At 65.4% G+C, this 23,338-nt stretch carries 18 protein-coding genes and 2 pseudogenes; 14 read left to right on the plus strand and 6 right to left on the minus strand.

All coding sequences use genetic code 11. From position 1 onward, the window contains the following. Positions 1-47 precede the first annotated feature (47 nt). The 6 genes and pseudogenes from NG698_RS02035 (at position 48) to NG698_RS02060 (ending at position 5,395) form a co-directional block, all read left to right on the plus strand. Entirely contained in the window at positions 48-1,346 is a 1,299-nt protein-coding gene (locus NG698_RS02035) for an MFS transporter (RefSeq protein WP_252607933.1), read from the plus strand. Then, a complete protein-coding gene (locus NG698_RS02040; RefSeq protein ID WP_252598753.1) occupies positions 1,339-2,589 on the plus strand; it encodes an FAD-dependent oxidoreductase in 1,251 nt (416 codons plus the stop codon). The genes NG698_RS02035 and NG698_RS02040 overlap by 8 nt, the downstream gene beginning before the upstream one ends. A 120-nt stretch (positions 2,590-2,709) precedes the next feature. After that, positions 2,710-3,225, plus strand: coding sequence for an HAD domain-containing protein (locus tag NG698_RS02045; RefSeq protein WP_252598754.1), 516 nt, complete (start codon positions 2,710-2,712; stop codon positions 3,223-3,225). A 147-nt stretch (positions 3,226-3,372) separates the two neighbouring features. Next, positions 3,373-4,580 (plus strand): annotated as a pseudogene (locus tag NG698_RS02050) (inorganic phosphate transporter). Continuing rightward, the gene (locus NG698_RS02055) at positions 4,577-4,798 is read left to right on the plus strand and encodes a hypothetical protein (RefSeq protein ID WP_252598755.1); all 222 of its coding nucleotides are present in this window, start codon (positions 4,577-4,579) and stop codon (positions 4,796-4,798) included. The pseudogene NG698_RS02050 and the gene NG698_RS02055 overlap by 4 nt, the downstream one beginning before the upstream one ends. A gap of 39 nt (positions 4,799-4,837) precedes the next feature. Beyond that, complete coding sequence (locus NG698_RS02060; protein ID WP_252598756.1) at positions 4,838-5,395, plus strand: dihydrofolate reductase family protein; 558 nt, start codon at positions 4,838-4,840, stop codon at positions 5,393-5,395. A 22-nt stretch (positions 5,396-5,417) separates the two neighbouring features. Here NG698_RS02060 and NG698_RS02065 read toward each other — a convergent pair whose 3' ends face one another. After that, the gene (locus tag NG698_RS02065; RefSeq protein ID WP_099093412.1) at positions 5,418-5,891 is read right to left on the minus strand and encodes a hotdog fold thioesterase; all 474 of its coding nucleotides are present in this window, start codon (positions 5,889-5,891) and stop codon (positions 5,418-5,420) included. Between the two features lie 193 nt (positions 5,892-6,084). Here NG698_RS02065 and polA point away from each other — a divergent pair, with 193 nt between their 5' ends. The 4 genes from polA (at position 6,085) to rpsA (ending at position 12,461) form a co-directional block, all read left to right on the plus strand. Next, positions 6,085-8,721 (plus strand): DNA polymerase I, encoded by a 2,637-nt coding sequence (gene polA / locus NG698_RS02070; protein ID WP_252608015.1) that lies wholly within the window; start codon positions 6,085-6,087, stop codon positions 8,719-8,721. Positions 8,722-8,749: 28 nt separating this feature from the next. Next, entirely contained in the window at positions 8,750-9,361 is a 612-nt protein-coding gene (locus NG698_RS02075) for a GyrI-like domain-containing protein (RefSeq protein ID WP_252607934.1), read from the plus strand. A 97-nt stretch (positions 9,362-9,458) separates the two neighbouring features. Beyond that, on the plus strand, positions 9,459-10,748 hold the full coding sequence (locus NG698_RS02080) for a GNAT family N-acetyltransferase (protein ID WP_252598919.1): 1,290 nt from the start codon (positions 9,459-9,461) through the stop codon (positions 10,746-10,748). 234 nt (positions 10,749-10,982) lie between these two features. Beyond that, the gene (gene rpsA, locus NG698_RS02085) at positions 10,983-12,461 is read left to right on the plus strand and encodes a 30S ribosomal protein S1 (RefSeq protein WP_056339708.1); all 1,479 of its coding nucleotides are present in this window, start codon (positions 10,983-10,985) and stop codon (positions 12,459-12,461) included. A gap of 139 nt (positions 12,462-12,600) precedes the next feature. On the opposite strand, the gene NG698_RS02090 is transcribed toward rpsA, so the two are convergent. Together NG698_RS02090 and NG698_RS02095 are read right to left on the minus strand one after the other, a co-directional pair. Next, positions 12,601-13,125, minus strand: coding sequence for a GNAT family N-acetyltransferase (locus NG698_RS02090; RefSeq protein WP_252598758.1), 525 nt, complete (start codon positions 13,123-13,125; stop codon positions 12,601-12,603). After that, a complete protein-coding gene (locus NG698_RS02095; protein ID WP_252598759.1) occupies positions 13,109-13,825 on the minus strand; it encodes an IMPACT family protein in 717 nt (238 codons plus the stop codon). The genes NG698_RS02090 and NG698_RS02095 overlap by 17 nt, the downstream gene beginning before the upstream one ends. A gap of 22 nt (positions 13,826-13,847) precedes the next feature. On the opposite strand from NG698_RS02095, the gene coaE reads away from it, so the two are divergent. The 4 genes from coaE (at position 13,848) to NG698_RS02115 (ending at position 20,056) form a co-directional block, all read left to right on the plus strand. After that, a complete protein-coding gene (gene coaE, locus NG698_RS02100; protein ID WP_252598760.1) occupies positions 13,848-15,062 on the plus strand; it encodes a dephospho-CoA kinase in 1,215 nt (404 codons plus the stop codon). An 80-nt stretch (positions 15,063-15,142) separates the two neighbouring features. Next, positions 15,143-17,242, plus strand: a complete 2,100-nt coding sequence (gene uvrB, locus NG698_RS02105) for an excinuclease ABC subunit UvrB (RefSeq protein ID WP_252598761.1) — start codon at positions 15,143-15,145, stop codon at positions 17,240-17,242. A gap of 227 nt (positions 17,243-17,469) precedes the next feature. Then, positions 17,470-18,498, plus strand: coding sequence for a TerC family protein (locus tag NG698_RS02110; RefSeq protein ID WP_252598762.1), 1,029 nt, complete (start codon positions 17,470-17,472; stop codon positions 18,496-18,498). Positions 18,499-18,619: 121 nt separating this feature from the next. Further along, positions 18,620-20,056 carry an MFS transporter gene (locus NG698_RS02115; protein ID WP_252598763.1) on the plus strand — a complete coding sequence of 479 codons (1,437 nt, stop codon included), beginning with the start codon at positions 18,620-18,622 and terminating at the stop codon, positions 20,054-20,056. On the opposite strand, the gene NG698_RS02120 is transcribed toward NG698_RS02115, so the two are convergent. The 3 genes and pseudogenes from NG698_RS02120 to NG698_RS21780 form a co-directional block, all read right to left on the minus strand. Continuing rightward, a complete protein-coding gene (locus tag NG698_RS02120; RefSeq protein ID WP_252607935.1) occupies positions 20,042-21,388 on the minus strand; it encodes an alpha/beta fold hydrolase in 1,347 nt (448 codons plus the stop codon). The genes NG698_RS02115 and NG698_RS02120 overlap by 15 nt on opposite strands. Positions 21,389-21,410: 22 nt before the next feature. After that, positions 21,411-21,911: a GNAT family N-acetyltransferase gene (locus NG698_RS02125; RefSeq protein ID WP_252598765.1), complete on the minus strand. Its 501-nt coding sequence runs from the start codon at positions 21,909-21,911 to the stop codon at positions 21,411-21,413. 45 nt (positions 21,912-21,956) lie between these two features. Continuing rightward, positions 21,957-23,327, minus strand: a pseudogene (locus NG698_RS21780) (CoA transferase). Positions 23,328-23,338: the final 11 nt, after the last annotated feature.

Raw genomic sequence — 23,338 nt, forward strand, 5'->3', positions numbered from 1 at the left:
GGCAGAATTATATAGCGAGGCCGTATGAGGTGGCCGACAGTGGTGGGATGAATCACACACCTACCGCCGCGGCGCCGGGAATCACAGGCGGCGCCGGCCTTTTCTCCTCTGGCGCATCGCGGTTCTCGAAGCAGTCCGCCATGGCTGTGCTGGTCTGCTGGCTCCTGGTGGTCTTTGACGGCTACGACCTCATTGTTTACGGCACGGTGCAGTCGTCCCTTATCAATGACACCGGCTGGGGGCTGACGAAGGCCACAGCTGGGACCGTCGGCTCGATGGCGTTCGTTGGCATGATGATAGGCGCCATCTTCGCGGGTCGGATGTCGGACACGTGGGGACGCCGCCGGACCATCATCGGCTGCGCCATTCTTTTCTCCGTCTTCACCATCCTGTGCGCGTTTTCCCCCAACGCCGTCGTCTTCGGTGCCCTCCGACTGTTGGCGGGCATCGGCCTGGGTGGCCTCGTCCCCTCAGCCAACGCGCTCGTGGCAGAACTGGTCCCCACAAAGTGGCGTTCAACGGTGGCCACGCTCATGATGTCTGGCGTACCGATCGGCGGCTCCATCGCCGCGCTGGTAGGGATCCCGCTGATTCCCGCCTTCGGCTGGCCGGCGATGTTCCTGGTCGCCGTGTTGGCCTTGATAGTGGTCATTCCGCTGGGACTCCGCTACCTCCCTGAAACCCTGGCAACGTCCGCGTCCTCCGACGCTGCAGTAGCCCGGGAACCCGCCGGTTTCGGGTCACTGCTCCGGGCGCCGTTCCTCGGCATGAGCCTGCTCTACGCATTCGCCACCTTGGTAACCCTGTTCGCCTGGTACGGCCTCGGCACGTGGCTGCCCAACCTGATGCAGCTGGCCGGTTACAACCTCGGCTCAGCATTGACTTTCGCCCTCGCCCTGAACGTGGGTGCCGTAGCGGGATCCGTCATCACCGCCTGGGCCGGGACCCGGTTCGGCCCGATCCCGACGGCGATCGCCGCCGCCGGCGTCGCTGCCGCCGCGCTGCTCGTGCTGGTCACCGGCCCGCCCGTCGCCGTCGTCTACCTCATGCTGGTCCTGGCCGGCGTGGGAACCCACGGCACGCAGTGCCTCGTCATTGCTGCAGTGGCCAGCCACTACCCTGCGCACCTGCGCGGAACGGCCCTTGGCTGGGCCCTCGGCGTCGGCCGCATAGGCGCCGTCGCGGCACCGCAGGTGGGCGGGCTGCTGCTGGCTGCCGGGCTGGGCGTCAACTCCAACTTCCTGGCTTTCGCCGGTGCGGCAGCCGTGGCAGCCGTCCTGCTGGCAGCCATTTCCGCCAAGATCAATTCCACTACCAAAATCTCTGAAGGAGACAGCAATGTCTGACCTGAAATCGTCCACCGAAGTCCTCGTTATCGGCGGCGGAATGGCCGGCCTGGCCGGGGCCCTCGCGCTGCGGGAGAACGGCGCCGAAGTGACTCTCGTGGAGCGTGCTCCTGAGTTCGGCGAAGTGGGCGCGGGCCTGCAGATGGCCCCCAACGCCTCACGCGTACTGAAGCGTTGGGGCCTGCTGGAGAAGGCCCTCGAAATCGGCGTCCGCCCCAAGCACCTCGTGTTTCGCGACGCAGTGACCGGCGAGGAGCTCACCAGGCAGACGCTCGGCGGCGAATTCGAGGAACGCTATGGCGCTCCCTACGTCGTGATCCACCGCAGCGACCTGCACCGGGTCCTGCTCGACGGCTGTGAGGCGGCGGGCGTCAAACTCGTCAACGACGTCATGGTGGAGAGTGTGGAAACCGTGAACGGCCGCGGCATTGCGCACACCGCCGCCGGCGTTGACTATGAGGCGGACGCCATCATCGGCGCCGATGGACTTAAGTCCACCCTGCGCCCCCTCGTTGCCAACGACGAGCCGGTTTCCTCGGCCTACGTGGCGTACCGCGGTACCGTGCCGATCACCGAAAACACGCCCAAAGCCGACCTTGAAGACGTCATCGTCTACCTTGGACCGGACTGCCACCTGGTGCAGTACCCGCTGCGCAAGGGTGAGCTGCTGAACACCGTCGCGGTGTTCAAGTCCCCCTCCTTCGAACGCGGCGAAGAGCAGTATGGCGGTGTGGATGAACTCGAAGCGGCTTACAAGGACTGCATTCCGGCAGTGCAGGAGGCACTGAAGAATCTTGGCACCGCCATGCGCTGGCCCATGTACGACCGTGACCCGATCGAAAACTGGGTGGCCGGCCGAATGGTCCTGATGGGTGACGCCGCGCACCCCATGCTCCAGTACCTGGCCCAGGGCGCCTGCCAGGCCCTCGAAGACGCGGCCGTGCTGCAGGACGTCACCAACGGCACCGTCTTCACCGCGGACGGCGTCAACCCCGCAGCCTGGGATGGTGCCATCAAGGAATTCAACACCATCCGTGCCGGCCGCACGGCCCGGGTCCAGCGGAATGCCCGTGTCTGGGGCGAGTCGTGGCACGTCTCCGGCCTGGCCCGCACGCTCCGGAATCTGCTGTTCAAGAGCCGGACGGACAACAACTTCCAGTACAACGACTGGCTCTACGGCCATGACCAGCACGGAAGCCCCGCCCGCCCTGAAGCCGCCCCGGCCAAGGCGTTCTCTGCCTAGGACACACTCCTTATCCGCGAGTCCTTGAGGAGGGGCTGGGCGCAGTGCAACCATTGATGCGTGCAGCCCCTCAATCGCTTAAGGGCCGTTCCGGGCCTGCCGGCCTGACCGGGAGCGGCAGTGCGGAACGTCACCCTGTACCTGGACGTCGACGGCGTCGTTTGCCCGTTCGGAGCGACGGGCACGACGCCATGGGGTTCCGGCTGGATACTTGCGAACGCCGGCGTGCTTGAGGTGGCATATGCGGGCCAGCTGGTTGACGGGCTGAACCGGCTTTCCCGGTTGCCTGGAGTCCGGTGCGTGTGGCTCACGAGCTGGGAGGAGATGGCCGCGGAATACTTATGCCCTGCCATCGGACTTGCAGGTGGCCACTGGCCCTGCCTGACAGCGGATGGTGCCGGAACGGGGGAGGGCTGGTGGAAGCTTGCCGCTCTCCAGGAGGACCTGGCGGCCAACGCCCCGGATGGCATCGTGTGGATTGACGATCAGCTCCGCTATGAACAGGAAGCACTGGCGTGGGCCGGATTCCTGGGCCGACGCATCCTCACGGTGTCGCCCGATCCGCGCCGGGGAATCTCTCCCGCCGAGCTGGCCGCCGTCGGTGGGTTTGTCACGGAGCAGCTGTTTTTGACCTGATGCCATGGACGCGTACGATCGATAGGAATTTACGCCGGTTCCGTTAACTCCACAGGTCATTTCACATGAACTGTAGGTGAAGTATGCGTTGCAGGGCACGGCGGGTAGTGGAACTGCTGAACGTCGACTCAGCAGATTGGGCAACAGGTGGATATCACCTTTATGGTGGCGCTGGTCATCGGACTGGCATTATTTTTTGACTTCACAAATGGATTCCACGACACCGCCAATGCGATGGCTACGCCCATCGCCACCGGTGCCATCAAGCCGAAGACCGCGGTGACTCTCGCGGCAATCCTGAACCTGGTAGGTGCCTTCCTCTCGACGGAAGTGGCCAAAACAGTCTCCGGCGGCATCATCCGGGAAGGCTCGGACGGTGTCCAGATCACGCCGGACATTATTTTCGCCGGGCTTATGGGTGCCATTTTCTGGAACATGATCACGTGGCTCAAGGGACTGCCGTCCAGCTCATCGCATGCGCTCTTCGGCGGGCTGATCGGCGCGGCCATCGCCGGTATCGGGTTCAATTCCGTGAACCTGGAAACGCTGCTGCAGAAGGTCATCCTGCCCGCCATTTTCGCCCCGCTGATTGCCGGCCTGGTGGCGTACCTTTGCACGCGGCTCGCGTATGCCCTGACGTCGCGGCACGATCCGGAAACCGGCAGCAAGCTGACGCAGAAGCGGGGCGGGTTCCGCACCGGCAGATCTTCACGTCCAGCCTCGTGGCGCTGGCCCACGGAACCAACGATGCACAGAAGACCATGGGCATCATCACCCTGGTGCTGATTTCCGCCGGCACCCAGTCCCCGGGTTCGGGCCCGCAGTTCTGGGTCATCACGGCATGCGCCCTAGCCATCGCGGTCGGCACCTATGCCGGTGGCTGGCGCATCATCCGGACCATGGGCTCCGGGTTGACTGAGGTCAAGCCCGCACAGGGGTTTGCGGCCGAGACCAGCACCGCCTCAGCCATCCTTGCGTCCTCCCACCTGGGTTTCGCTCTTTCCACCACGCAGGTGGCGTCCGGCTCCGTCATCGGGTCAGGCATGGGCCGTAAGGGCACCACGGTGCGGTGGAACATGGTGGGCAAGATCGCCCTGGGGTGGCTGTTCACGCTTCCCGCGGCCGGCATTGTGGGCGCGCTGACCGCGCTGCTCGTGAAGACGGGGGTGGTGATTGCCGCCGTCGCCGGCACCGCCGCGGTGCTGTTTATGTTCTTCTACTCCCGCAAGTCCTCGGTGGGCCACCACAATGCCGTGGAAGTCGAAGAAGCGGGCCAGACCGTCCGCTTCGCCAAGAAGAAAGCCCTCGCCCGGGCCCGCGCCAAGGCGAACCAGCACAAGGACGCTCAGCTATGAAGTGGTTGGAACTCTTGACTGTGGCCGGCACCACCCTGGTGTCCGCGGTAACGGTTGTGGTCCTGTATTCGCTGGGCGTGCGGCTGACGGCCATCGCCGGCGACGCCCAGCAGGCCTCACCCCGCGCCAAACGCTACTTCGCCTCCGCCTGCTTCGGCCTCTGCGGCCTGGCTGTGATGTTCGGGCTGTACCTGATCATTCCGTACTTCAGCAAGTAGCCCTTCAGCCCGTCCACACCGCAGCGCTACTCTGGTTCCATGTCCAGGATCCAGTATTTTGTCGCGGCCTCCATCGACGGGTTCATCGCCACCACGAAGGATGACCTCGCCTGGCTTCTTGAGTTCGACGGCTTCGAGGGCGGCAAGGAAAGCTACGAAACCTTCATGGCCGGCGTCGGCTGCATTGTTATGGGCGGCGAGACGTACGCCTGGCTGATGGAGCACGAACCCGGCAACTGGCCGTACCCTTCCACACCCTGTTATGTGTTTACCCGGCACGAGCACGTTGCCCCGGCCGGCACGGACATCACGTTCGTCCGCGGACCCGTCCAGGAGTTCATCCAGGACTTCAGGGACCACGCCGGCGGCTTGAACGTCTGGGTGGTGGGCGGCGGCAACCTCGCTGCGCAGTTCGCCAACGCGGGACTGCTGGATGACCTCATCCTTTCTGTCATCCCCGTGGTCCTGGGCGACGGCAAACGGCTGCTGCCATTGGAGGGCCCGACGTCGCCACTTGAGTTGACGGCGTCCCGCACCTTGGGACGGGGCATAGTGGAGCTCCGCTACACCCTCACCTCCCCGGTTCCGGCGCGCTAGGGAGCTGAACGGACTGAGGCGCTTAGGCCTCCGCGGGCTCGTTGTCCCGCAGCATGTTGGTGAGGCGTGCGGTGGAGAGGCGGCGGCCTTGTTCGTCGGTCATCACGATTTCATGCGTTGTCAGTGTCCGGCCCAGGTGGATCGCGGTGCACGTACCTGTCACGGTGCCCGCGGCGATTGCACGGTGGTGGGTGGCGCTCACTTCGATGCCCAGGGCGTGCCTGCCTGCGCCTGCGTGCATCCCGGCGGCAAAGGATCCCAAGGTTTCGGCCAGCACCACATGGGCGCCGCCGTGCAGGATGCCTGCCACCTGGGTGTTCCCTTCCACCGGCATGGTGGCCACCGTTCGTTCCGGGCTCATCTCGAGGAAGTGGATCCCCATCTTCACCACCAGGGCACCGATGCCCAGGCGGCCGAGCCAGTCGTGGAGGTGCGCCGGGATGCCTGCTGTGACCAATTCCTCAGTGAAGGGCCCGGGCGTGAAATTGTCCATCATGGGAACTAGGCTGGCACCTGTGAGTGAAACTACCAAACCGGCCCCCTTCCCGTCCGAGACCGCAGTGCTTGACGCTGATGCTGCCCTGCAGGACATCAACGTCCTGCCGGCCGGAGGCCAGGTTTCCGCCACGGAAGGCCCCGTGGTTCCCATCACCGGCCAGCCGCGGCTCCTGGTTCTGGACGGCCACTCGATGGCGTTCCGCGCGTTCTTCGCCTTGCCGGCGGACAAGTTCTCCACCGCCAACGGACAGCACACCAACGCCATCCACGGTTTCACGTCCATGCTCATCAACCTGATCAAGGAACAGAAGCCCACCCACATTTGTGTCGCCTTCGACGTCTCGGATGACACCACGCACCGCAAAGCCGAGTACAGCGAGTACAAGGGAGGACGCAACGAAACGCCCCGTGAGATGAGCGGCCAGATCGACCTCATCGACAAGGTCATGGGCGCCTGGGGCATCAAGACCATCAAACTGCCCGGCTATGAGGCCGATGACATCCTGGCCACCCTCGCCGCCATGGGGGAAAAGGCCGGTTTCGAGGTGCTGCTCGTCTCGGGCGACCGTGACGCCTTCCAGCTGATCACGGACAACGTTTTTGTGCTGTACCCGAGGAAGGGCGTCAGCGACATTCCCCGGATGGACGCGGCAGCCATCCAGGAAAAGTATCTTGTGACGCCCGCGCAGTATTCGGACCTTGCCGCTTTGGTGGGCGAGACCGCGGACAATCTTCCGGGCGTTCCGGGCGTCGGCCCGAAAACCGCGGCCAAGTGGATCAACCTTTACGGCGGTCTTGAGGGCGTCCTCGAGCACCTGGATGCGATCGGCGGCAAGGTGGGCGATGCCCTCCGGGAAAACGTGGAGGACGTCAAACGCAACCGACGCCTGAACAGGCTCCACACGGATCTCGAACTTCCGCTCACCCTGGATGATCTCGCGGAACCGCGGCCGGACGAAGCCGCGCTGGAGGCTTTGTTCGACGAACTTGAATTCAAGACCATCCGTTCCCGGCTCTTTGCCCTTTACGGCAGCGAGGACGTGGAATCTGCGGAGCGCGAAACCATCGCCGCGCCGGACTTCGTGATTCCCGCCGGGGCCGCCGAGCTGGGTGCCTTCCTGGCGGCGGGCGCTGGCAAGACGTCGGCAGTCGCCGTCGACCTGGTGCCCGGGCGGATCGGCGAGGACGCCGCCGCACTGGCCATCGTCCGTGACGATGCCGCCGTCTATATCGACCTCGCCGCGCAGGACGCCGCAGCCGAAAACGTCCTGGCGGACTGGCTGCGCGATGAAAGCTCGTCAAAGGTCATGCACGGCTACAAGGCTGCGTTGAAGGCCCTGTCCAGCCGTGGCCTGGGACTGGAAGGCGTAGTGGATGACACGTCAATTTCCGGATACCTCATCCAGCCGGACCGCCGCACGTATGAACTCGCCGAGTTGGCCCAGCATCACCTCAACGTCAGTGTTCCGTCCGAGGCCTCCAAGGCGGGCCAGCTGGAGCTGGCGTTCGACGACGCCGCCGCCGCCGGCGCGCTGGTCCAGGTGGCGGCCGTGGTCCAGGCCCTGAGCCGGCACTTCGCATCAGAGCTCACCGAACGCAAGGCGGGGGACCTGCTGACCACCCTGGAACTGCCCGTCAGCCGGGTGCTGGCCGACATGGAAACAGCGGGCATCGCCATCGACCTGCCGCGCATGGACGAGCAGATCGCCGATCTGGCCAAAGTGATCGACAACGCGCAGGAACTTGCCTTCGCCGCGATCGGCCACGAGGTTAATCTCGGATCGCCCAAGCAGTTGCAGACCGTGCTCTTTGACGAACTCGAATTGCCGAAAACGAAGAAGATCAAGTCCGGCTACACCACCGATGCCGCGTCGCTGAAGAACCTGCTGGAAAAGACCGGCCACGAATTCCTGGTCCAGCTGATGGCGCACCGGGAGTCCTCGAAGCTGCGCCAGATGCTGGAGTCGCTCAAGAAGTCCGTGACGGAAGACGGCCGGATCCACACCACCTACGCGCAGAACGTGGCAGCGACGGGCCGGATCTCCTCCAACAATCCCAACCTGCAGAACATCCCCATCCGCAGCGAGGAAGGCCGTCGCGTCCGCGGCATCTTTGTGGTCAGCGACGGCTACGAGTGCCTGCTGTCCGCGGACTACTCACAGATCGAAATGCGGATCATGGCGCACCTTTCGGGCGACGCAGGCCTGATCCAGGCCTACCAGGACGGCGAAGACCTCCACCGGTTTGTGGGCTCGAACATCTTCCACGTGCCCACCGAAGAAGTCACCAGTGCCATGCGCTCCAAGGTCAAGGCGATGTCCTACGGCCTCGCCTATGGCCTCACATCGTTTGGCCTGTCCAAGCAGCTGGAAATTTCCGTGGACGAGGCCCGCACGCTGATGAAGGACTACTTTGACCGGTTCGGCGCCGTCCGCGACTACCTCCGCGGAGTGGTGGACCAGGCCCGGGTGGACGGCTATACGGCCACCATCGAGGGGCGTCGCCGCTACCTGCCGGACCTCACCAGCACGGACCGGCAGCTTCGCGAAAACGCGGAGCGCATCGCCCTGAACTCACCCATCCAGGGATCGGCCGCGGACATCATCAAACGCGCCATGCTGGGCGTGCACGCTGCACTGGCGGCCCAGGGCCTGAAGTCGCGCATGCTCCTGCAGGTCCACGACGAACTGGTCCTTGAAGTCGCCGCCGGCGAACGTGTTGCGGTGGAGAAGCTCGTCACCGAGCAGATGGGCTCCGCCGCGGACCTCAGCATCCCGCTGGATGTCCAGATCGGGGTGGGCCCCAGCTGGTACGACGCCGGCCACTAGGCTGCTGGGAACGAATGGGTGGGGCGCGATGGACAAGTACGACGTCAAGAAACAGTTCAAGGATCTGTACGCGCCCCGGGCCCGGGACTTCGAAGTGGTCACCGTCCCTCCGCTGAGCTACCTGATGCTGGACGGGCAAGGTAATCCGGGGACGGCCCCCGCCTACGCCGCCGCCCTCGAGGCCCTGTATTCGGTGTCCTACGCCGTCAAGTTCGCCAGCAAGCACGCGGGCCGGGACTACGTCGTCGGGCCGCTGGAGGGCCTGTGGACAGCAGACGATCCTGACGCCTTCACCCGGGGCGAGAAGAACAGCTGGAAGTGGACCATGATGATCCATCAGCCAGGCTGGATCGGCGCCGCCGAGGTGCAGGACGGTATCGCGGAGGCGGCGGCGAAGAACGTTCCGGGGCTGGACCTGCTCCGCCTTGAGACCCTCGATGAAGGCCTCTCGCTGCAGATCCTGCACATCGGCAGCTACGACGACGAGGCCCCCACGCTGCACCGCCTGCACAGTGAATACATTCCGTCCAAGGGCTTCGGATTTGCCGGCCTGCACCACGAGATCTACCTCAGCGACGCCCGCCGGGTGGCACCGGAAAAGCTCAAAACCATCCTCCGCCAACCCGTGCGGCGGCTCTGAGCCATTTCCCGCCGGCTCTGCGGAACTTCCTGCCTGCGAGCGTGTTGCTGCTGGCCAGGCGCCGGAATCATTGGTTAGGCTCGGCGGTGTGGCCGAACTGAGTGATGACTATGAAATCCGGCGCTTCCCAGCGGCATCCAAAGGCGAGGCGGGTTATCCCGACGCCGAATCATGGGTGAAGGCGGTCGCCTTTGGCTTCCACGAATCCACGCGGACACCGGAGCATGTTGCCAAATCCTTGGAGACCTACGCAGCTGACCGGCGGATCTTCACCGGCGCCTACCAGACCCGGGAAGTCGCGCCTGGGTCGCTCCCCGCGGAGGTACCGGTGGCAACCTTCGGCACCCTGCGCAAAACACTCAACATCGGCTTCGGCCGGCTGCTGGAAACGCAACTGGTCACAGCTGTGACGGTCCGGACCTCACATCGGCGGCGCGGCTTGCTGCGCCGGATGATGTCCGAGGACCTGGCCATGGCGAAAAACGATGGCCTGGCAATGGCCGCCCTGACAGCGTCAGAAGGCTCCATCTATGGGCGCTTTGGCTACGGCGTGGCCAGCTTCGAACGGACCGTGAAAGTGGACACCACTGCCCGGTTCCGGCTCAACCATCACGCCGTCGGTACCGTGGACATCGCGGACCCCCGTGTGCTGCTGGACCTGGCGCCGGTCGTCTTCGACCGCGTGCACCGCCTGACGCCGGGATCGATCGGCCGCCAGGACTGGTACCGCCAGCTTGCTTCAGGTTCCTTGGGCCGCGAGGGCAAGGAAGATCCTGCCGTCAAGGCGGCACTGCACTACGGCCCCGACGGCGCCGTGGACGGCTACGTCTCTTACAAATTCCTTGGCTGGGACACCGAGCCCTACACCATGCAGGTGGTGGACCTCGTGGCGGCCACGAACGAGGCGTACCTGGAGCTCTGGCAGTTCCTGGCCGCCATCGACCTGGTGGAACGCATCACGTGGGACGAAGCACCGCTGGATGACCCGCTCACGTGGGCACTGGCCGATCCCCGCTGCATCGACTCCTCAGACAGCCGGGACATGCTCTGGCTCCGCATCCTGGACGTGGCCCAGGCGCTGGAAGCCCGGCATTACCCGCTGGACGGCAGGCTGGTGCTCGAGGTGCAGGACCCGCTTGGTCTCACGGCGGGAACGTTTGCCGTGGACGTCAGCGGCGGCGAGGCCGCCGTCGTGCGTCTGGCAGCTGCGCAGGATCCGGACCTGACGCTGGATGTCTCCGCGCTGTCATCCATCTACCTCGGCGCTGTCAGCCCGGTGACGCTGACGGCGGCGGGCCGGATCCGTGAACACACCCAGGGCGCGGCGCTCCGGGCCCGCGGGATGTTCGCGGTGGAGCGCGCCACGCACTGCCTCACACACTTCTGAGCCCCGGCATTGCAGGCACGCTCAGCCAGGCCGCTCGTTGCCATGCGCTTTGACCCTCGTTGGCCGCTGCGACTAGAATAAGTGGGCGCGTACTACGTGCGCGTTTCTAGAATCCACAAATCAGGAAGACCCGGAAGATCCCTGCGATCGCCCGAAGACCTGCGCCTGCGTTCCATAACGCGGGCGCGGCGGTTTGCCTGACCGACTTACTATCCACAACGGAGCCCCTACTACATGACCATCACCTCCACCGAGAAGCCCGGTACCCCCGTAGTCGCCATTAACGACATCGGTACCGCTGAGGACTTCCTCGCAGCAGTCGACGCCACCATCAAGTACTTCAACGACGGAGACCTCGTCGAAGGTACCGTCGTCAAGGTCGACCGCGATGAAGTTCTGCTCGACATCGGTTACAAGACCGAAGGTGTCATCCCCTCCCGCGAGCTGTCCATCAAGCACGACGTTGATCCCGGAGACGTTGTCTCCGTTGGCGATCTCGTCGAAGCCCTGGTGCTCACCAAGGAAGACAAAGAAGGCCGCCTGATCCTCTCCAAGAAGCGGGCTCAGTACGAGCGCGCCTGGGGCGACATCGAGAAGGTCAAGGAAGAAGACGGTGTTGTCACCGGTACCGTCATCGAGGTTGTCAAGGGTGGTCTTATCCTCGACATCGGTCTGCGCGGCTTCCTGCCCGCATCCCTCGTCGAGATGCGCCGTGTGCGCGACCTCGCTCCGTACATCGGTCAGAAGATCGAAGCCAAAATCATCGAGCTGGACAAGAACCGCAACAACGTTGTGCTGTCCCGCCGTGCCTGGCTCGAGCAGACCCAGTCCGAGGTCCGCTCCACGTTCCTCAACAAGCTGGAAAAGGGCCAGGTTCGTCCCGGCGTTGTTTCCTCTATCGTCAACTTCGGTGCCTTCGTGGACCTGGGCGGCGTAGACGGCCTCGTTCACGTTTCCGAGCTGTCCTGGAAGCACATCGACCACCCGTCCGAGGTTGTCGAAGTTGGCCAGGAAGTCACTGTCGAGGTTCTCGAAGTCGACCTGGACCGCGAGCGTGTTTCCCTGTCGCTCAAGGCTACGCAGGAAGATCCGTGGCAGACCTTCGCCCGCACCCACGCCCTCGGGCAGGTTGTTCCGGGTAAGGTCACCAAGCTCGTTCCGTTCGGTGCGTTCGTACGCGTCGAAGACGGCATCGAAGGCCTCGTGCACATCTCCGAACTGGCAGTCCGCCACGTGGAGCTGGCTGAGCAGGTTGTCTCCGTTGGTGACGAGCTGTTCGTCAAGGTCATCGACATCGACCTCGAGCGCCGCCGCATCTCCCTCTCCCTCAAGCAGGCTAACGAGGGCGTTGACGCCGAGTCCACCGAATTCGATCCGGCGCTCTACGGCATGTCCGCTGAGTACGACGAAGAGGGCAACTACAAGTACCCGGAGGGCTTCGACCCGGAGTCCAACGAGTGGCTTGAAGGCTACGAGAACCAGCGCGCCGTCTGGGAGCAGCAGTACGCTGACGCCCAGACCCGCTGGGAAGCACACAAGAAGCAGGTTGCCCAGCACGCTGCTGACGACGCTGCAGCTGCAACGTCCGGTGACAGCGATTCCGGCACCACCAGCTACTCTTCGGAGCCTGCTGCCGAGTCCAACGCCGGGGCCGGTACCCTTGCTTCGGACGAGGCTCTTGCAGCTCTGCGCGAGAAGCTGACCGGCAACTAATTGCCACCGGCCCGGGGCTTCCCGGGCCAGCACAGCGGGCCCCTGCGAAGGCAGGGGCCCGCTGTGCTTAATGCGCCATCCGTGGTTGGCCGGCCATCTGACCAGCACTTAATGCTCCCAAACGAGGCTTTCGGTGCGTCTACTGCGAGTTAGTTGAGAGTACGACGACGGCACTCACCGCGCCGCCGTCGTCGTGCGTCAGGACCGCGCCAGCGGCGGTGAGGAGCCGCTGCGCGCCGATGTTGGCTGCCGTGGTGTTGGCCACGACCTGGTGCAGTCCCGCGCGGCGGGCTTCCGCCAACACCAGCCGCAACGCGGCGCCGCCGACACCGTGGCGGCGGTAGCTCCGGCCCAGCCAGATGCCCGTCTCAGCTGTTTCGTGTTGCGCCGTTTCCGCGTCCGTCAGCTTGAGCCTGATCGCGCCGGCCGGGCTGCCGTCGCATAGCACTGCCCAGCTCTTTTCCGCTACCGGTCCCTCCAGTCCCGCGGCTGCAGACCGGTGGTAGACGCGGAACCAGTCGATGCGTTCGGCATTCCAGCCCGTCCCGTTGCCCAGCGGCGGCGTGACGTCATCCGCGGACGCATCCAGCTGCGCCAGCTGCAGCAGCCGCTCCAGCATGGGGTCGTCGACGTCTGCCAGACGGACTTCAGGGCAGCGGGACATCGAGCCACTCCGTTCCGGCCGGCGTGAGCACGGTTCTCCCGGCGGTGAGTGACAACACGCGATCGGTGGCGGCAGAAACTTCCGCGGCATCGTCAGGCACGGCCAGGCGAAGGACCGTGTCCTGCGCTCCGTAGGTGGTTTCCGCCATCACAAACCCGGCCGCGCGAAGGTCGTTCTCCAGCCGTCCCGCGGCGGAGTGCGGCACCGACGCCGAACAGATCCGCAGCCGGCTGCGACGAACCAGTGGGGCCCGTTGCAGGGCCGCGGAAACCGACTCGGAATATGCACGCACCAGCCCACCCGCCCCCAGCAGGATGCCGCCGAAGTAGCGGACGACGACGGCGCTGACGTCGCTGAGGTCCGTCACGCCCGGCGCTGTTTCCCTCTTGATGATGGCCTCCAGCATGGGGATGCCGGCCGTGCCGGAGGGCTCGCCGTCGTCATTGGAGCGTTGGATGTCCCGGTCCGGCCCCAGGACGAACGCCGAGCAGTGGTGGCGGGCATCGTGGAACTCGCGGCGCAGGGCGGCCACCAGATCCCGCGCGGTGTCCTCATTGTCCGCGCGGCGCAGCACCGTGATGAACCTGGAGCGTTTGATCTCGATCTCGTGCCGGAACTCCGGCCCCAACGCGAGCGTGGTGTAGGCGGTGGCCCTGCTGTCTGCGGCGTCAGTGCTCTGTGTATCCGCTGTTTGTGCCACGTCTTCAGTTTAGGGTGGTGGGATGCTGAAGATCGGTTTGACGGGCGGCATCGCCTCAGGGAAGTCAGTGGTCGCCACACGCCTGGCGGAGCTCGGTGCGGTGCTGGTGGACGCGGATGCGCTGGCTCGGGACGTCGTTGAACCGGGAACGCCGGGGCTGGCCAGCGTGGTGGAAGCCTTTGGAGAGGAAATGCTCGACGGCGGCGGCCGGCTGGATCGGGCCAGGCTGGGTGCCGTGGTGTTCGGCAATCCCTCGCAGCTGGCCGTGCTGAACGGCATTGTGCACCCGCTGGTCCGGGCCGCCGCGGCCAGGATCATCGCCACAGCCCCGGCCGGCGCCATTGTGGTCCAGGACATTCCACTGCTCGTGGAGACGGGCCAGGGGAGCGGCTTCCATCTTGTCCTTGTGGTGGACGCGGCCGATGACGTCAGGATCGCCCGGATGCTCGAACACCGCGGCATGACGGCCGAGGACGCCCGGTCACGCATGGCTGCCCAGGCCTCGCGCGGGGCGCGGCTGGCCGCTGCCGACGTCGTGCTGGACAACTCCGGATCACTGGCGGACGTGACGGCGCAGGTGGACCGGCTCTGGGCCGAACGACTGGTGCCGTTCGCGCGCAATCTCCGGCGCAGCGTCAGGGCGGTCAGGGCAGGCATGGCAGTCTTGTCGGTGCCGCAGCAGGATTGGGCGGTCCAGGCTGCACGGCTTGGCGCCCGAATCACGGCCGCAGCACCGGACGACATCCTGGCTGTGGACCATATCGGCTCCACAGCCGTGCCTGGCCTGGCAGCCAAGGACGTCATCGACCTCCAGGTCACGGTGTCCGATCTCAACGCCGCGGACCGGATCGCACCGCTGCTGGCCGCTGCTGGCTTCCCGGCCGTGCCGGGGGTTGGCTTCGACACTCCGAAACTGACGGATCCGGACCCGGCGCAGTGGCAAAAACGCTTCCACGCCAACGCGGACCCCGGCCGCCCCGCCAACGTGCACGTACGGGCGGCCGGATCGGCCGGCTGGCGCTACGCGCTGCTCTTCCGCGACTGGCTCAGGAACGACACGGAAGCCGCCGCCTTGTATGAAGACCATAAACGCGCGTTGACCGAACAGTTTGCCGGCAGTAGAGGTACCCACGCCTATGCGGAGGCGAAGGAGCCGTGGTTCACGGACGTCGCCTGGCCGCGTATGGACGGTTGGGCTGCGCGCACGGGGTGGGTGCCGCCGTCGTACGCGCCCTGATCCTGTCCGCCCGTTTAGGGTGATGTTCGCCGGTAACTGATCCGGCTTTCACTGTCGGTCCCCGGTTGTAGATTAGATGCATGAGCCTTGCCCAGGAGATCAACCGCGTCGTCGCTCCGTTTGAAGTCATCAGCGAGTTCCAGCCGGCCGGCGACCAGCCTGCCGCCATCACCGAACTCACGGAGCGGATCAGGAACGGCGAAAAGGACGTTGTCCTGCTGGGCGCCACCGGCACCGGCAAGAGCGCCACCACGGCGTGGCTCATCGAACAGGTCCAGCGGCCCACGTTGGTCATGGTGCAGAACAAGACCCTGGCCGCCCAACTCGCCAACGAATTCCGTGAACTCCTGCCCAACAACGCGGTGGAGTACTTCGTTTCGTACTACGACTACTACCAACCTGAGGCCTACGTAGCGCAGACGGACACCTTCATTGAGAAGGACTCGTCCATCAACGAGGAAGTGGAACGGCTCCGCCACTCCGCCACCAATGCGCTGCTGACCCGCCGGGACGTTATTGTGGTGGCCACGGTGTCCTGCATCTACGGCCTGGGCACGCCGGAAGAGTACATTGCCGGCATGGTCACGCTCCGCAAAGGGGCGCAGATGAACCGCGACGACCTGCTCCGGAAATTCGTCTCCATGCAGTACGCGCGCAACGACATGGACTTCCACCGCGGCACGTTCCGGGTCCGCGGCGACACCGTGGAAATCATCCCGATGTACGAGGAACTGGCCATCCGCATCGAATTCTTCGGAGACGAGATTGAGAACATCCACACTCTCCATCCGCTGACTGGCGAACTGATCCGGGACGAGGAGGAAATGTACGTCTTCCCGGCCTCGCACTATGTGGCCGGGCCCGAGCGGATGGCCCGGGCCATCAAGCGGATTGAGGACGAACTCGCCGAACGCCTGGCCGTCCTGGAAGGCCAGAACAAGCTGGTGGAAGCCCAGCGGCTCCGGATGCGCACCACCTACGACCTCGAAATGATGCAGCAGATGGGCTTCTGCAACGGCATCGAAAACTACTCGTCGCACATCGACGGCCGTGCCCGCGGGACCGCTCCGCACTGCCTCATCGACTACTTCCCGGACGACTTCCTGCTGGTGATCGACGAATCCCATGTCACCGTGCCGCAGATCGGCGCCATGTACGAGGGCGACATGTCCCGCAAGCGGAACCTCGTGGACTTCGGCTTCCGCCTGCCGTCGGCCATGGACAACCGACCGCTGAAATGGGACGAATTCCTCCAACGCGTGGGCCAGACGGTCTACCTGTCGGCCACGCCCGGCAAGTACGAACTCGGCAAGGCTGACGGCTTTGTGCAGCAGATCATCCGGCCCACCGGACTGATCGACCCCGAGGTGGTGGTCAAACCCACCAAGGGCCAGATTGATGACCTCCTCGGCGAGATCAAGACCCGCACGGCAAAGAACGAACGCGTCCTGGTCACCACCCTGACCAAGCGGATGGCGGAGGACCTCACCGACTACCTGCTGGGCCACGGCATCAAGGTCGAATACCTGCACTCGGACGTGGACACCCTCCGACGCGTTGAACTGCTCCGGGAACTCCGGATGGGTGTCTTCGACGTCCTGGTGGGCATCAACCTGCTTCGCGAAGGCCTGGACCTGCCCGAGGTCTCCCTCGTGAGCATCCTGGACGCGGACAAGGAAGGCTTCCTGCGCTCGGCGACTTCGCTGATCCAGACCATCGGCCGTGCTGCCCGCAACGTGTCCGGCGAGGTCCACATGTACGCGGACCGCATCACCGACTCCATGGCCAAGGCTATCGACGAGACCAACCGGCGCCGCGCCATCCAGGTTGCCTACAACACGGAACGGGGCATCGATCCGCAGCCGCTGCGGAAGAAGATTGCCGACATTACCGACCAACTTGCCAAGGAAGACGCCGACACCCAGGAGCTGCTCAACAACAACCGGCTGGCCAAGGGCGCCAAACGTAGCAAGTCTGCGGCCAAGGGCGCGGCACAAGTCCGCAAGGACGGCCTCGCCGCGGCACCGGCCGAAGACCTCGTGGGCCTCATCGAACAGCTGACCGAACAGATGCACGGCGCTGCCACCGAACTCCAGTTCGAGCTGGCCGCGCGGATCCGGGACGAGGTCAGTGACCTTAAGAAGGAACTCCGCCAGATGCAGGCGGCCGGCCACGCCTAGTCCACCCCCGGGCGTCGAAGGGACGTGGCAGTCGGGGCATGTTTCCGCATGTCGGGACGCTGCTGTACAGTTAACGTCACGTAGGGGAGTATCCCGAGCGCTACGATCGTCAGCACGCCAGGCACAGTTGCCTGGCCGGGCGTAGCGGGCCGCCATTTCAGCACCAAGTGCACAGGCTGGCCGGAGAGACTTACACCATTTCTCTGTACCCTGCGAAAGGCTAACCTGTGCCCGAATTACCCGTGTGGTTCGAGGTCGGCTCACTTGTCGTCCTTGGCCTGATCCTCCTCATTGACCTTCTGCTGGTCGTCCGGCGCCCCCACGAGCCTTCCATGAAGGAAGCCGGCCTGTGGGTTGCGTTCTACGTCTCCCTGGCCCTGCTGTTCGCCGGGGCCATGTTCTTCTTTACCGGCGCCGAATTCGGCGGCCAGTTTGTGGCCGGCTGGGTCACTGAATACAGCCTCAGCATCGACAACCTGTTTGTCTTCATCATCATCATGGCCCGCTTCTCCGTGCCTCGTAAGTACCAGCAGGAAGTCCTGATGGTGGGCATCATCATCGCCCTGATCCTGCGCGGCATCTTCATCCTCCTCGGCGCCATCGTGATCGAGCAGTTCAGCTGGGTGTTCTACATCTTTGGCGCGTTCCTGCTCTGGACCGCCTGGAAGCAGGCCCAGGACGAAGGCGAGGACGAAGAGGACAAGGAAAACCCGCTCATCGCCCGGATCCGCAAGGTCATCCCCATGTCGGAGAAGTTCGACGGCGGCAAGCTGCGCACCACGGTGGACGGCAAGAAGGTCTTCACCCCCATGCTGATCGTGTTCATCACCATCGGCCTGACCGACCTCCTCTTCGCAGTGGACTCGATTCCCGCGATCTTCGGCCTGACGCAGAGCCCGTTCATCGTCTTCACCGCCAACCTGTTCGCCCTGATGGGCCTGCGCCAGCTCTACTTCCTGCTGGGTGGCCTGATGAACCGCCTGATCTACCTGAAGCACGCGCTGTCCTTCATCCTGGCGTTCATCGGCGTGAAGCTGGTGCTCCACGCCATGCACGTGAACGAACTGCCGTTCATCAATGGCGGCAACCACATCGAGTGGGCCCCGGAGATTCCGACATTCGTCTCCCTGGCCGTCATCGTGGGCACCATCATCGTTGCCGTGATTGCCAGCCTCCTGAGCTCCAAGGCAAAGACAGCCCACCTGGACCCCCGACTCGAGGAAGACGCCAAGAAGAGCCTCAGCGACGCCGAGTAGGCTGTCTCCGCGTTCCGTTGACGCACACTGCATTTCCACTGATCCCGGCCGCACGGCGGCCGGGATCAGTGGCTTAATCTGCCCCCTGTAGGACCTGGCCGCCCAGGACTATGCTCGGACCATGGCCCGCACACTGATCACGGAAAGAGGAGTGCGCCAGGTGCAACGGCGCACCGTGGTGCTGCTGAGCGCGGCCCAGGTTTTCGGTGGCATCGGCACCGGAGCCACGGTTTCCATTGGGTCCATCCTGGCCGTGGAACAGTCAGGTTCCAGCGTGTGGGCGGGTGCCGTGGCCACGGTTATGACATTGGGGGCCGCGCTGACAGCACTGCCCCTTGCTTCGCTGGCGGACCGGCGGGGCCGTCGGGCCGGGCAGGTCACGGGGCTTTCCGCCGCCCTCGCCGGCACAGTTCTGATAGTGATGTCGGTGGTGTCCGGCTTGTTCGTCCTGCTGGTGCTGGGGGCGGTGGGCATCGGGGTGGGTACCGCGGCCAGCCTGCAGGCACGCTTCGCCGCCGTCGACCTTGCGGATGCTGAACACCGCGGCAGGGCGCTTTCCGCCGTGGTGTGGGCTGTGACGGTCGGCGCCGTGGCCGGACCCAACCTGATCCAGCCCGGCACCGTTGTGGGCCTGGCCCTCGGCCTGCCGCCCGTCGCCGGACCGTTCGTGATCTCCGCAGCCGGACTCCTGCTGGCCATTGTGCTGCTTTTCGCTGGCCTCAGGCCGGACCCGCTCCTGCTCGCGCGGGAAATCGCCGCCCAGGATCTTGCCGCCCGGGATCTTGCCACTCAGGAACCCGCCGCACTGGATCTCGACGCCCAGCCAGCTGGCGGGAAGATGCAGGGCACGCCACCACGTACGGCAAATCAGCAAAGCGCCACCGCGCGCAACGCAGTCGGGGGATCGCTCGTCCGCGGGCTGCGGGCAATCCGCCAGTCCAGGGCTTCCTGGCTGGCGCTTGCCGCCGTCGTCGGAGCGCACGCCGTGATGGTGGGCGTGATGTCCATGACCCCGCTGCATTTGCAGGAACTCGTGGCCGGGCCTGGTGCCTCCCATGCCGGCCACGCCGCCTCCGGCGATGTCCTGGTGATCATCGGCTTCACCGTCTCCCTGCATATCGCAGGCATGTTCGCGTTGTCGCCGGTCATGGGCTGGCTGACGGACAAGGCAGGCAGGACTGAGACCATCATGATCGGCTTCGCCACGCTGATCGCTGCCGTCGCCGTCGCCGGATTTGGCCAGACGTCCACCGTCGCGGTGGCCGTGGGACTTGTGCTGCTGGGCATGGGCTGGTCTGCGGCCACCATTTCCGGGTCCACGCTGCTGGCGGAGAGCGTCCCCCAGGAGTCCCGCGTGCTGGTCCAGGGGGTGTCGGACATGCTGATGGGCGCCGCAGGTGCGGTGGGCGGGGCCACTTCCGGACTGATCCTCAGCTGGGCCGGCTACCTGGGGCTCAACATGGCAGGCGGACTGGTGGGGGCTGCTGTCCTGACCGCCGCCGTCGTTGCCCTGGTGGCGCGCCGCCGCAGCCCGGCGGCCGGCTCAGCTGCCGGCTGAGCCGGCAACCGAGCGCACCATACCCAGCAGCCGCCCGAAAATAGCCTCGCCGTCGTCCGCTATGCCGTCATGGTGGAAGTCGGCCGTCTCCCATACCCGGAGTCCGCGCACAGCAGCCGCCGTCTCCAGTGACAGGCTGCGGTCCACGTAAATGTCGTCCTGGTAAACCGCGGCGGCGACCGGCACGCTGTTCGCGGCCAACTGTGTGGGGTCATAGAGCGGCTTCCAGTCCGTTTTGGCGGCCAGCAGATGGGCCACCTGCCGCAGCGGCACCAGGGCGGGATCCTGTTCGAAATACCACGGGTACACCATCTCGCCGGTCAGCAGCAGCGCCTCCGCATCCGGGCGGAATGCCGGATTTTCCTGCAGCACACGCCAGGCAGCCCAGTCCGTCGCTTGTCCCTGCCCGTAGATGGACTCGTGCAGCAGAGCATAGAGCGGGTTCGCCAGGCGGGACACGATGCCCTGGACCTGCTCCAGGAAGGCATCGGCGAGCCTGTTCCCGTGTGGTGTCCCGGTAAAGGCGTCCTCCAGCAGGTAGTGCAGGCCGTCCACCCGCGTGTTACCGCCCAGGAAGGACCCCACCATCTGGAACCGTTCCACCGTGAGCCGGCCGCCGTCGGGTAGGAACTCCTCGGTCTGGCGAAGGTGCGATGCGATCGCGTTCACTGTCCGGCGGTCCTCCGGATACCAGCTGAAGTACTCGGTGTTGCGGGCGGCAACGCGCGCGAACGTGGCGCGGTAGACGTCGTCGGCATGGCCGGCTAGCGGCGCAAGTCCGCCCGTGATGAGAGCCTCCTTCAGCCCGTCCGGGGCAAAGGACAGGTACGTCAGTGCGCAGAATCCGCCGTAGCTTTGGCCGTAGATGCTCCAGGGGCCGGAGCCGAGCGCCGCCCGGATGAGCTCCGCGTCGGCCACGATGGAATCCGCACGGAAATGCTCAAGGTACGCAGCCTGTGCCTCTGCCGTTCCACGCGCCGGCAGCGTGTTCCGGTCGATGGGGGTCGAAAGCCCGGTGCCGCGCTGGTCCAGCATCAGGATCCGGAAGTCCCGGGCCGCCGCCTTGCTCCAGCCGCTCAGCGAAGCCAGCCGGTTGCCGCGGCCGCCCGGCCCGCCCTGGAGGAACACCAGCCAGGGAAGCTCCTCGGCTTCAGCCTGAGTGTGGGCCGACGAGACGTACTCTCGGGCGAACACGGTGATGGTCTCGGCGGCGGCGTCACTGCCGGGCGCGAAGTGGTCCAAAGGAACGGTGAAGTAGTGCTCGGCGGTGCGCATGCCCCGGAATTCGTGCCGGGCCTTCACAAAATGCGGGACAGGGGTCCGCGTTTGCATGGTTTGAGTGGAAGCGTCCCGCTCAACCACGGATGGACGCTGCCGTTCTGGTGCCAAAGCTCTCCAGCGCGTCGCCGGTCAGCCGGAACGTGGACCAGCCGTCCAGGGGGCGGGCGCCGAGGCTGCGGTAGAAGTTGATGGACGGTTCGTTCCAGTCCAGGACGCTCCACTCAACCCGGGCGTAACCGTTCTCGACGGCGGTGGCGGCCAGGTGCTGCAGGAGCGCTTTGCCGTGGCCCTCGCCGCGGGCGTGCGGGCTGACGTAGAGGTCTTCCAGGTAGATGCCGTGGACGCCTTCCCAGGTGGAGTAGTTCAGGAACCAGAGCGCGAATCCCTGGACCTCGCCTGCGCTGTTCTCAGCCATCGTGGCAAACACGCGCGGGTTCTCGCAGAACAGGACCTCAGCCAGCATTTCCGATGTGTTGCGGACCGCGTCCGGTTCCTTTTCGTAGATGGCCAGTTCATGGATCATCTGCAGGATGGCGGGGACGTCTTGCCGGGTGGCTGGGCGGATTACACTCATGGTCCGAGTTTACTGGCGGGGCCGTGATCCCTGCTGCCAGGCTCCCTATTGCCAGCGAAGCTGCGATGTTCCGTAGCGTACGGGTCCCTTGCTGTACTCCAGCGGCACGCCGTCCGCCATGATGGGCGGCCCAACATATCGCAGGCGGCCGTAGGGGCTGTCCATCACGCGGAGTTCCGGGTCAGGCAGGGAACCGCCGTGACTGGCCACTGCGGGCAGCCGGAACAATTCTTCAGCGGTGCGGGCCAGGGAAAGCCGGCCAGTGCCGCCACGTCCGCTTCGGAGCCGTTCGGCCAGCAAGGCAATTGCTGCCGCCGCCAGGCCATAACCGGTGGCATGATCCAGTGCCTGCACTGGGAGCTCCCCCGGCTGCCACCCGTCATCAGTCGTGCGGCCATACCGTTCGGCAATGCCGCAAGCGGCCTGTACCAGGCTGTCAAAACCGCGCCGTCCGTTCCAAGGGCCGCCGCTGTCCCAGGCGCTGAGGGTGACGATCACGAGTTCGGGCCGGGCAAGCAACAGCGCTTCGGGCGCCAGCCCAAAAGGGTCCAGCCCGCCGTCGCGGTAACCGGTGACCACCACGTCTGCAGACTCAATGAGAAGCCTGACCGTTTCCATGGCGGCAGGATCCCGGAGGTCCGCCTCGGCGCTGCGCTTGTCAAGCCCGAGTCAATGAACACATCTCTCAACTCCCGGAAGCTGGGGCGGGTCGATGCGCAGGACGTCCGCGCCCAGGGCGCCCAGGAGGCGTGTGGCAGTGGGCCCCGCAATGACGCGCGTCAGGTCCAGCACCTTTAGCCCGGCCAAGGGGTGGCGCGGAACTGCCGATGGAACCCACCGGGAGAGCTGCGGACTTTCACTGGCTGACGGTGGCGGACTGGAGATTCTGATCCATGGACCGGAGCTGGCCGTCGCATACATGGGGGTCGCGATCCACTCGTCCCGTGTGCGCACGGCAGCAGCGACGCCGTTGTTTGCCGTGATGGCTTCCTCGGCTGTCAGCGACGTCATACCTAACAGGGCGTGTTCCACGTCCTGTGGTGTGCTCACGGTGAGGGCCGACGTCAGCCGGGCTGCGTGGTGGGGGTAATTGGCGTGGAGGCGGATCCAGCCGTCCGACGTGCGCCGAAAGCCGGACATCGGAGCGAACCCTTCGGGTTTGACGCCCGCGACCCGCAGATGTCCCAGCGAATCGAAGGCCGCCGCGGTGGCTCCGGATGCCAGGGAATACCGGCCCGGAACGCCAACAAGCGCGTTCAGCGACGTCGCTGCTGCCTGGACCGCCCCCAAAGCCAGTCCCTCGACGTCCAGCGGGCCCTTCCACCACTGCCGTGGACCGTTGGAAGGTGCCACGGGCTGGGCCTCCAGGGCTTCCACAACCCGAAGGCTGCCGGTCAGGTCGGGGACGGAGTCCATTCGGTCAGAGC

It is taken from the genome of Pseudarthrobacter raffinosi (assembly GCF_023913735.1).
In the GTDB taxonomy this organism is placed as follows: Bacteria; Actinomycetota; Actinomycetes; order Actinomycetales; family Micrococcaceae; genus Arthrobacter; species Arthrobacter raffinosi.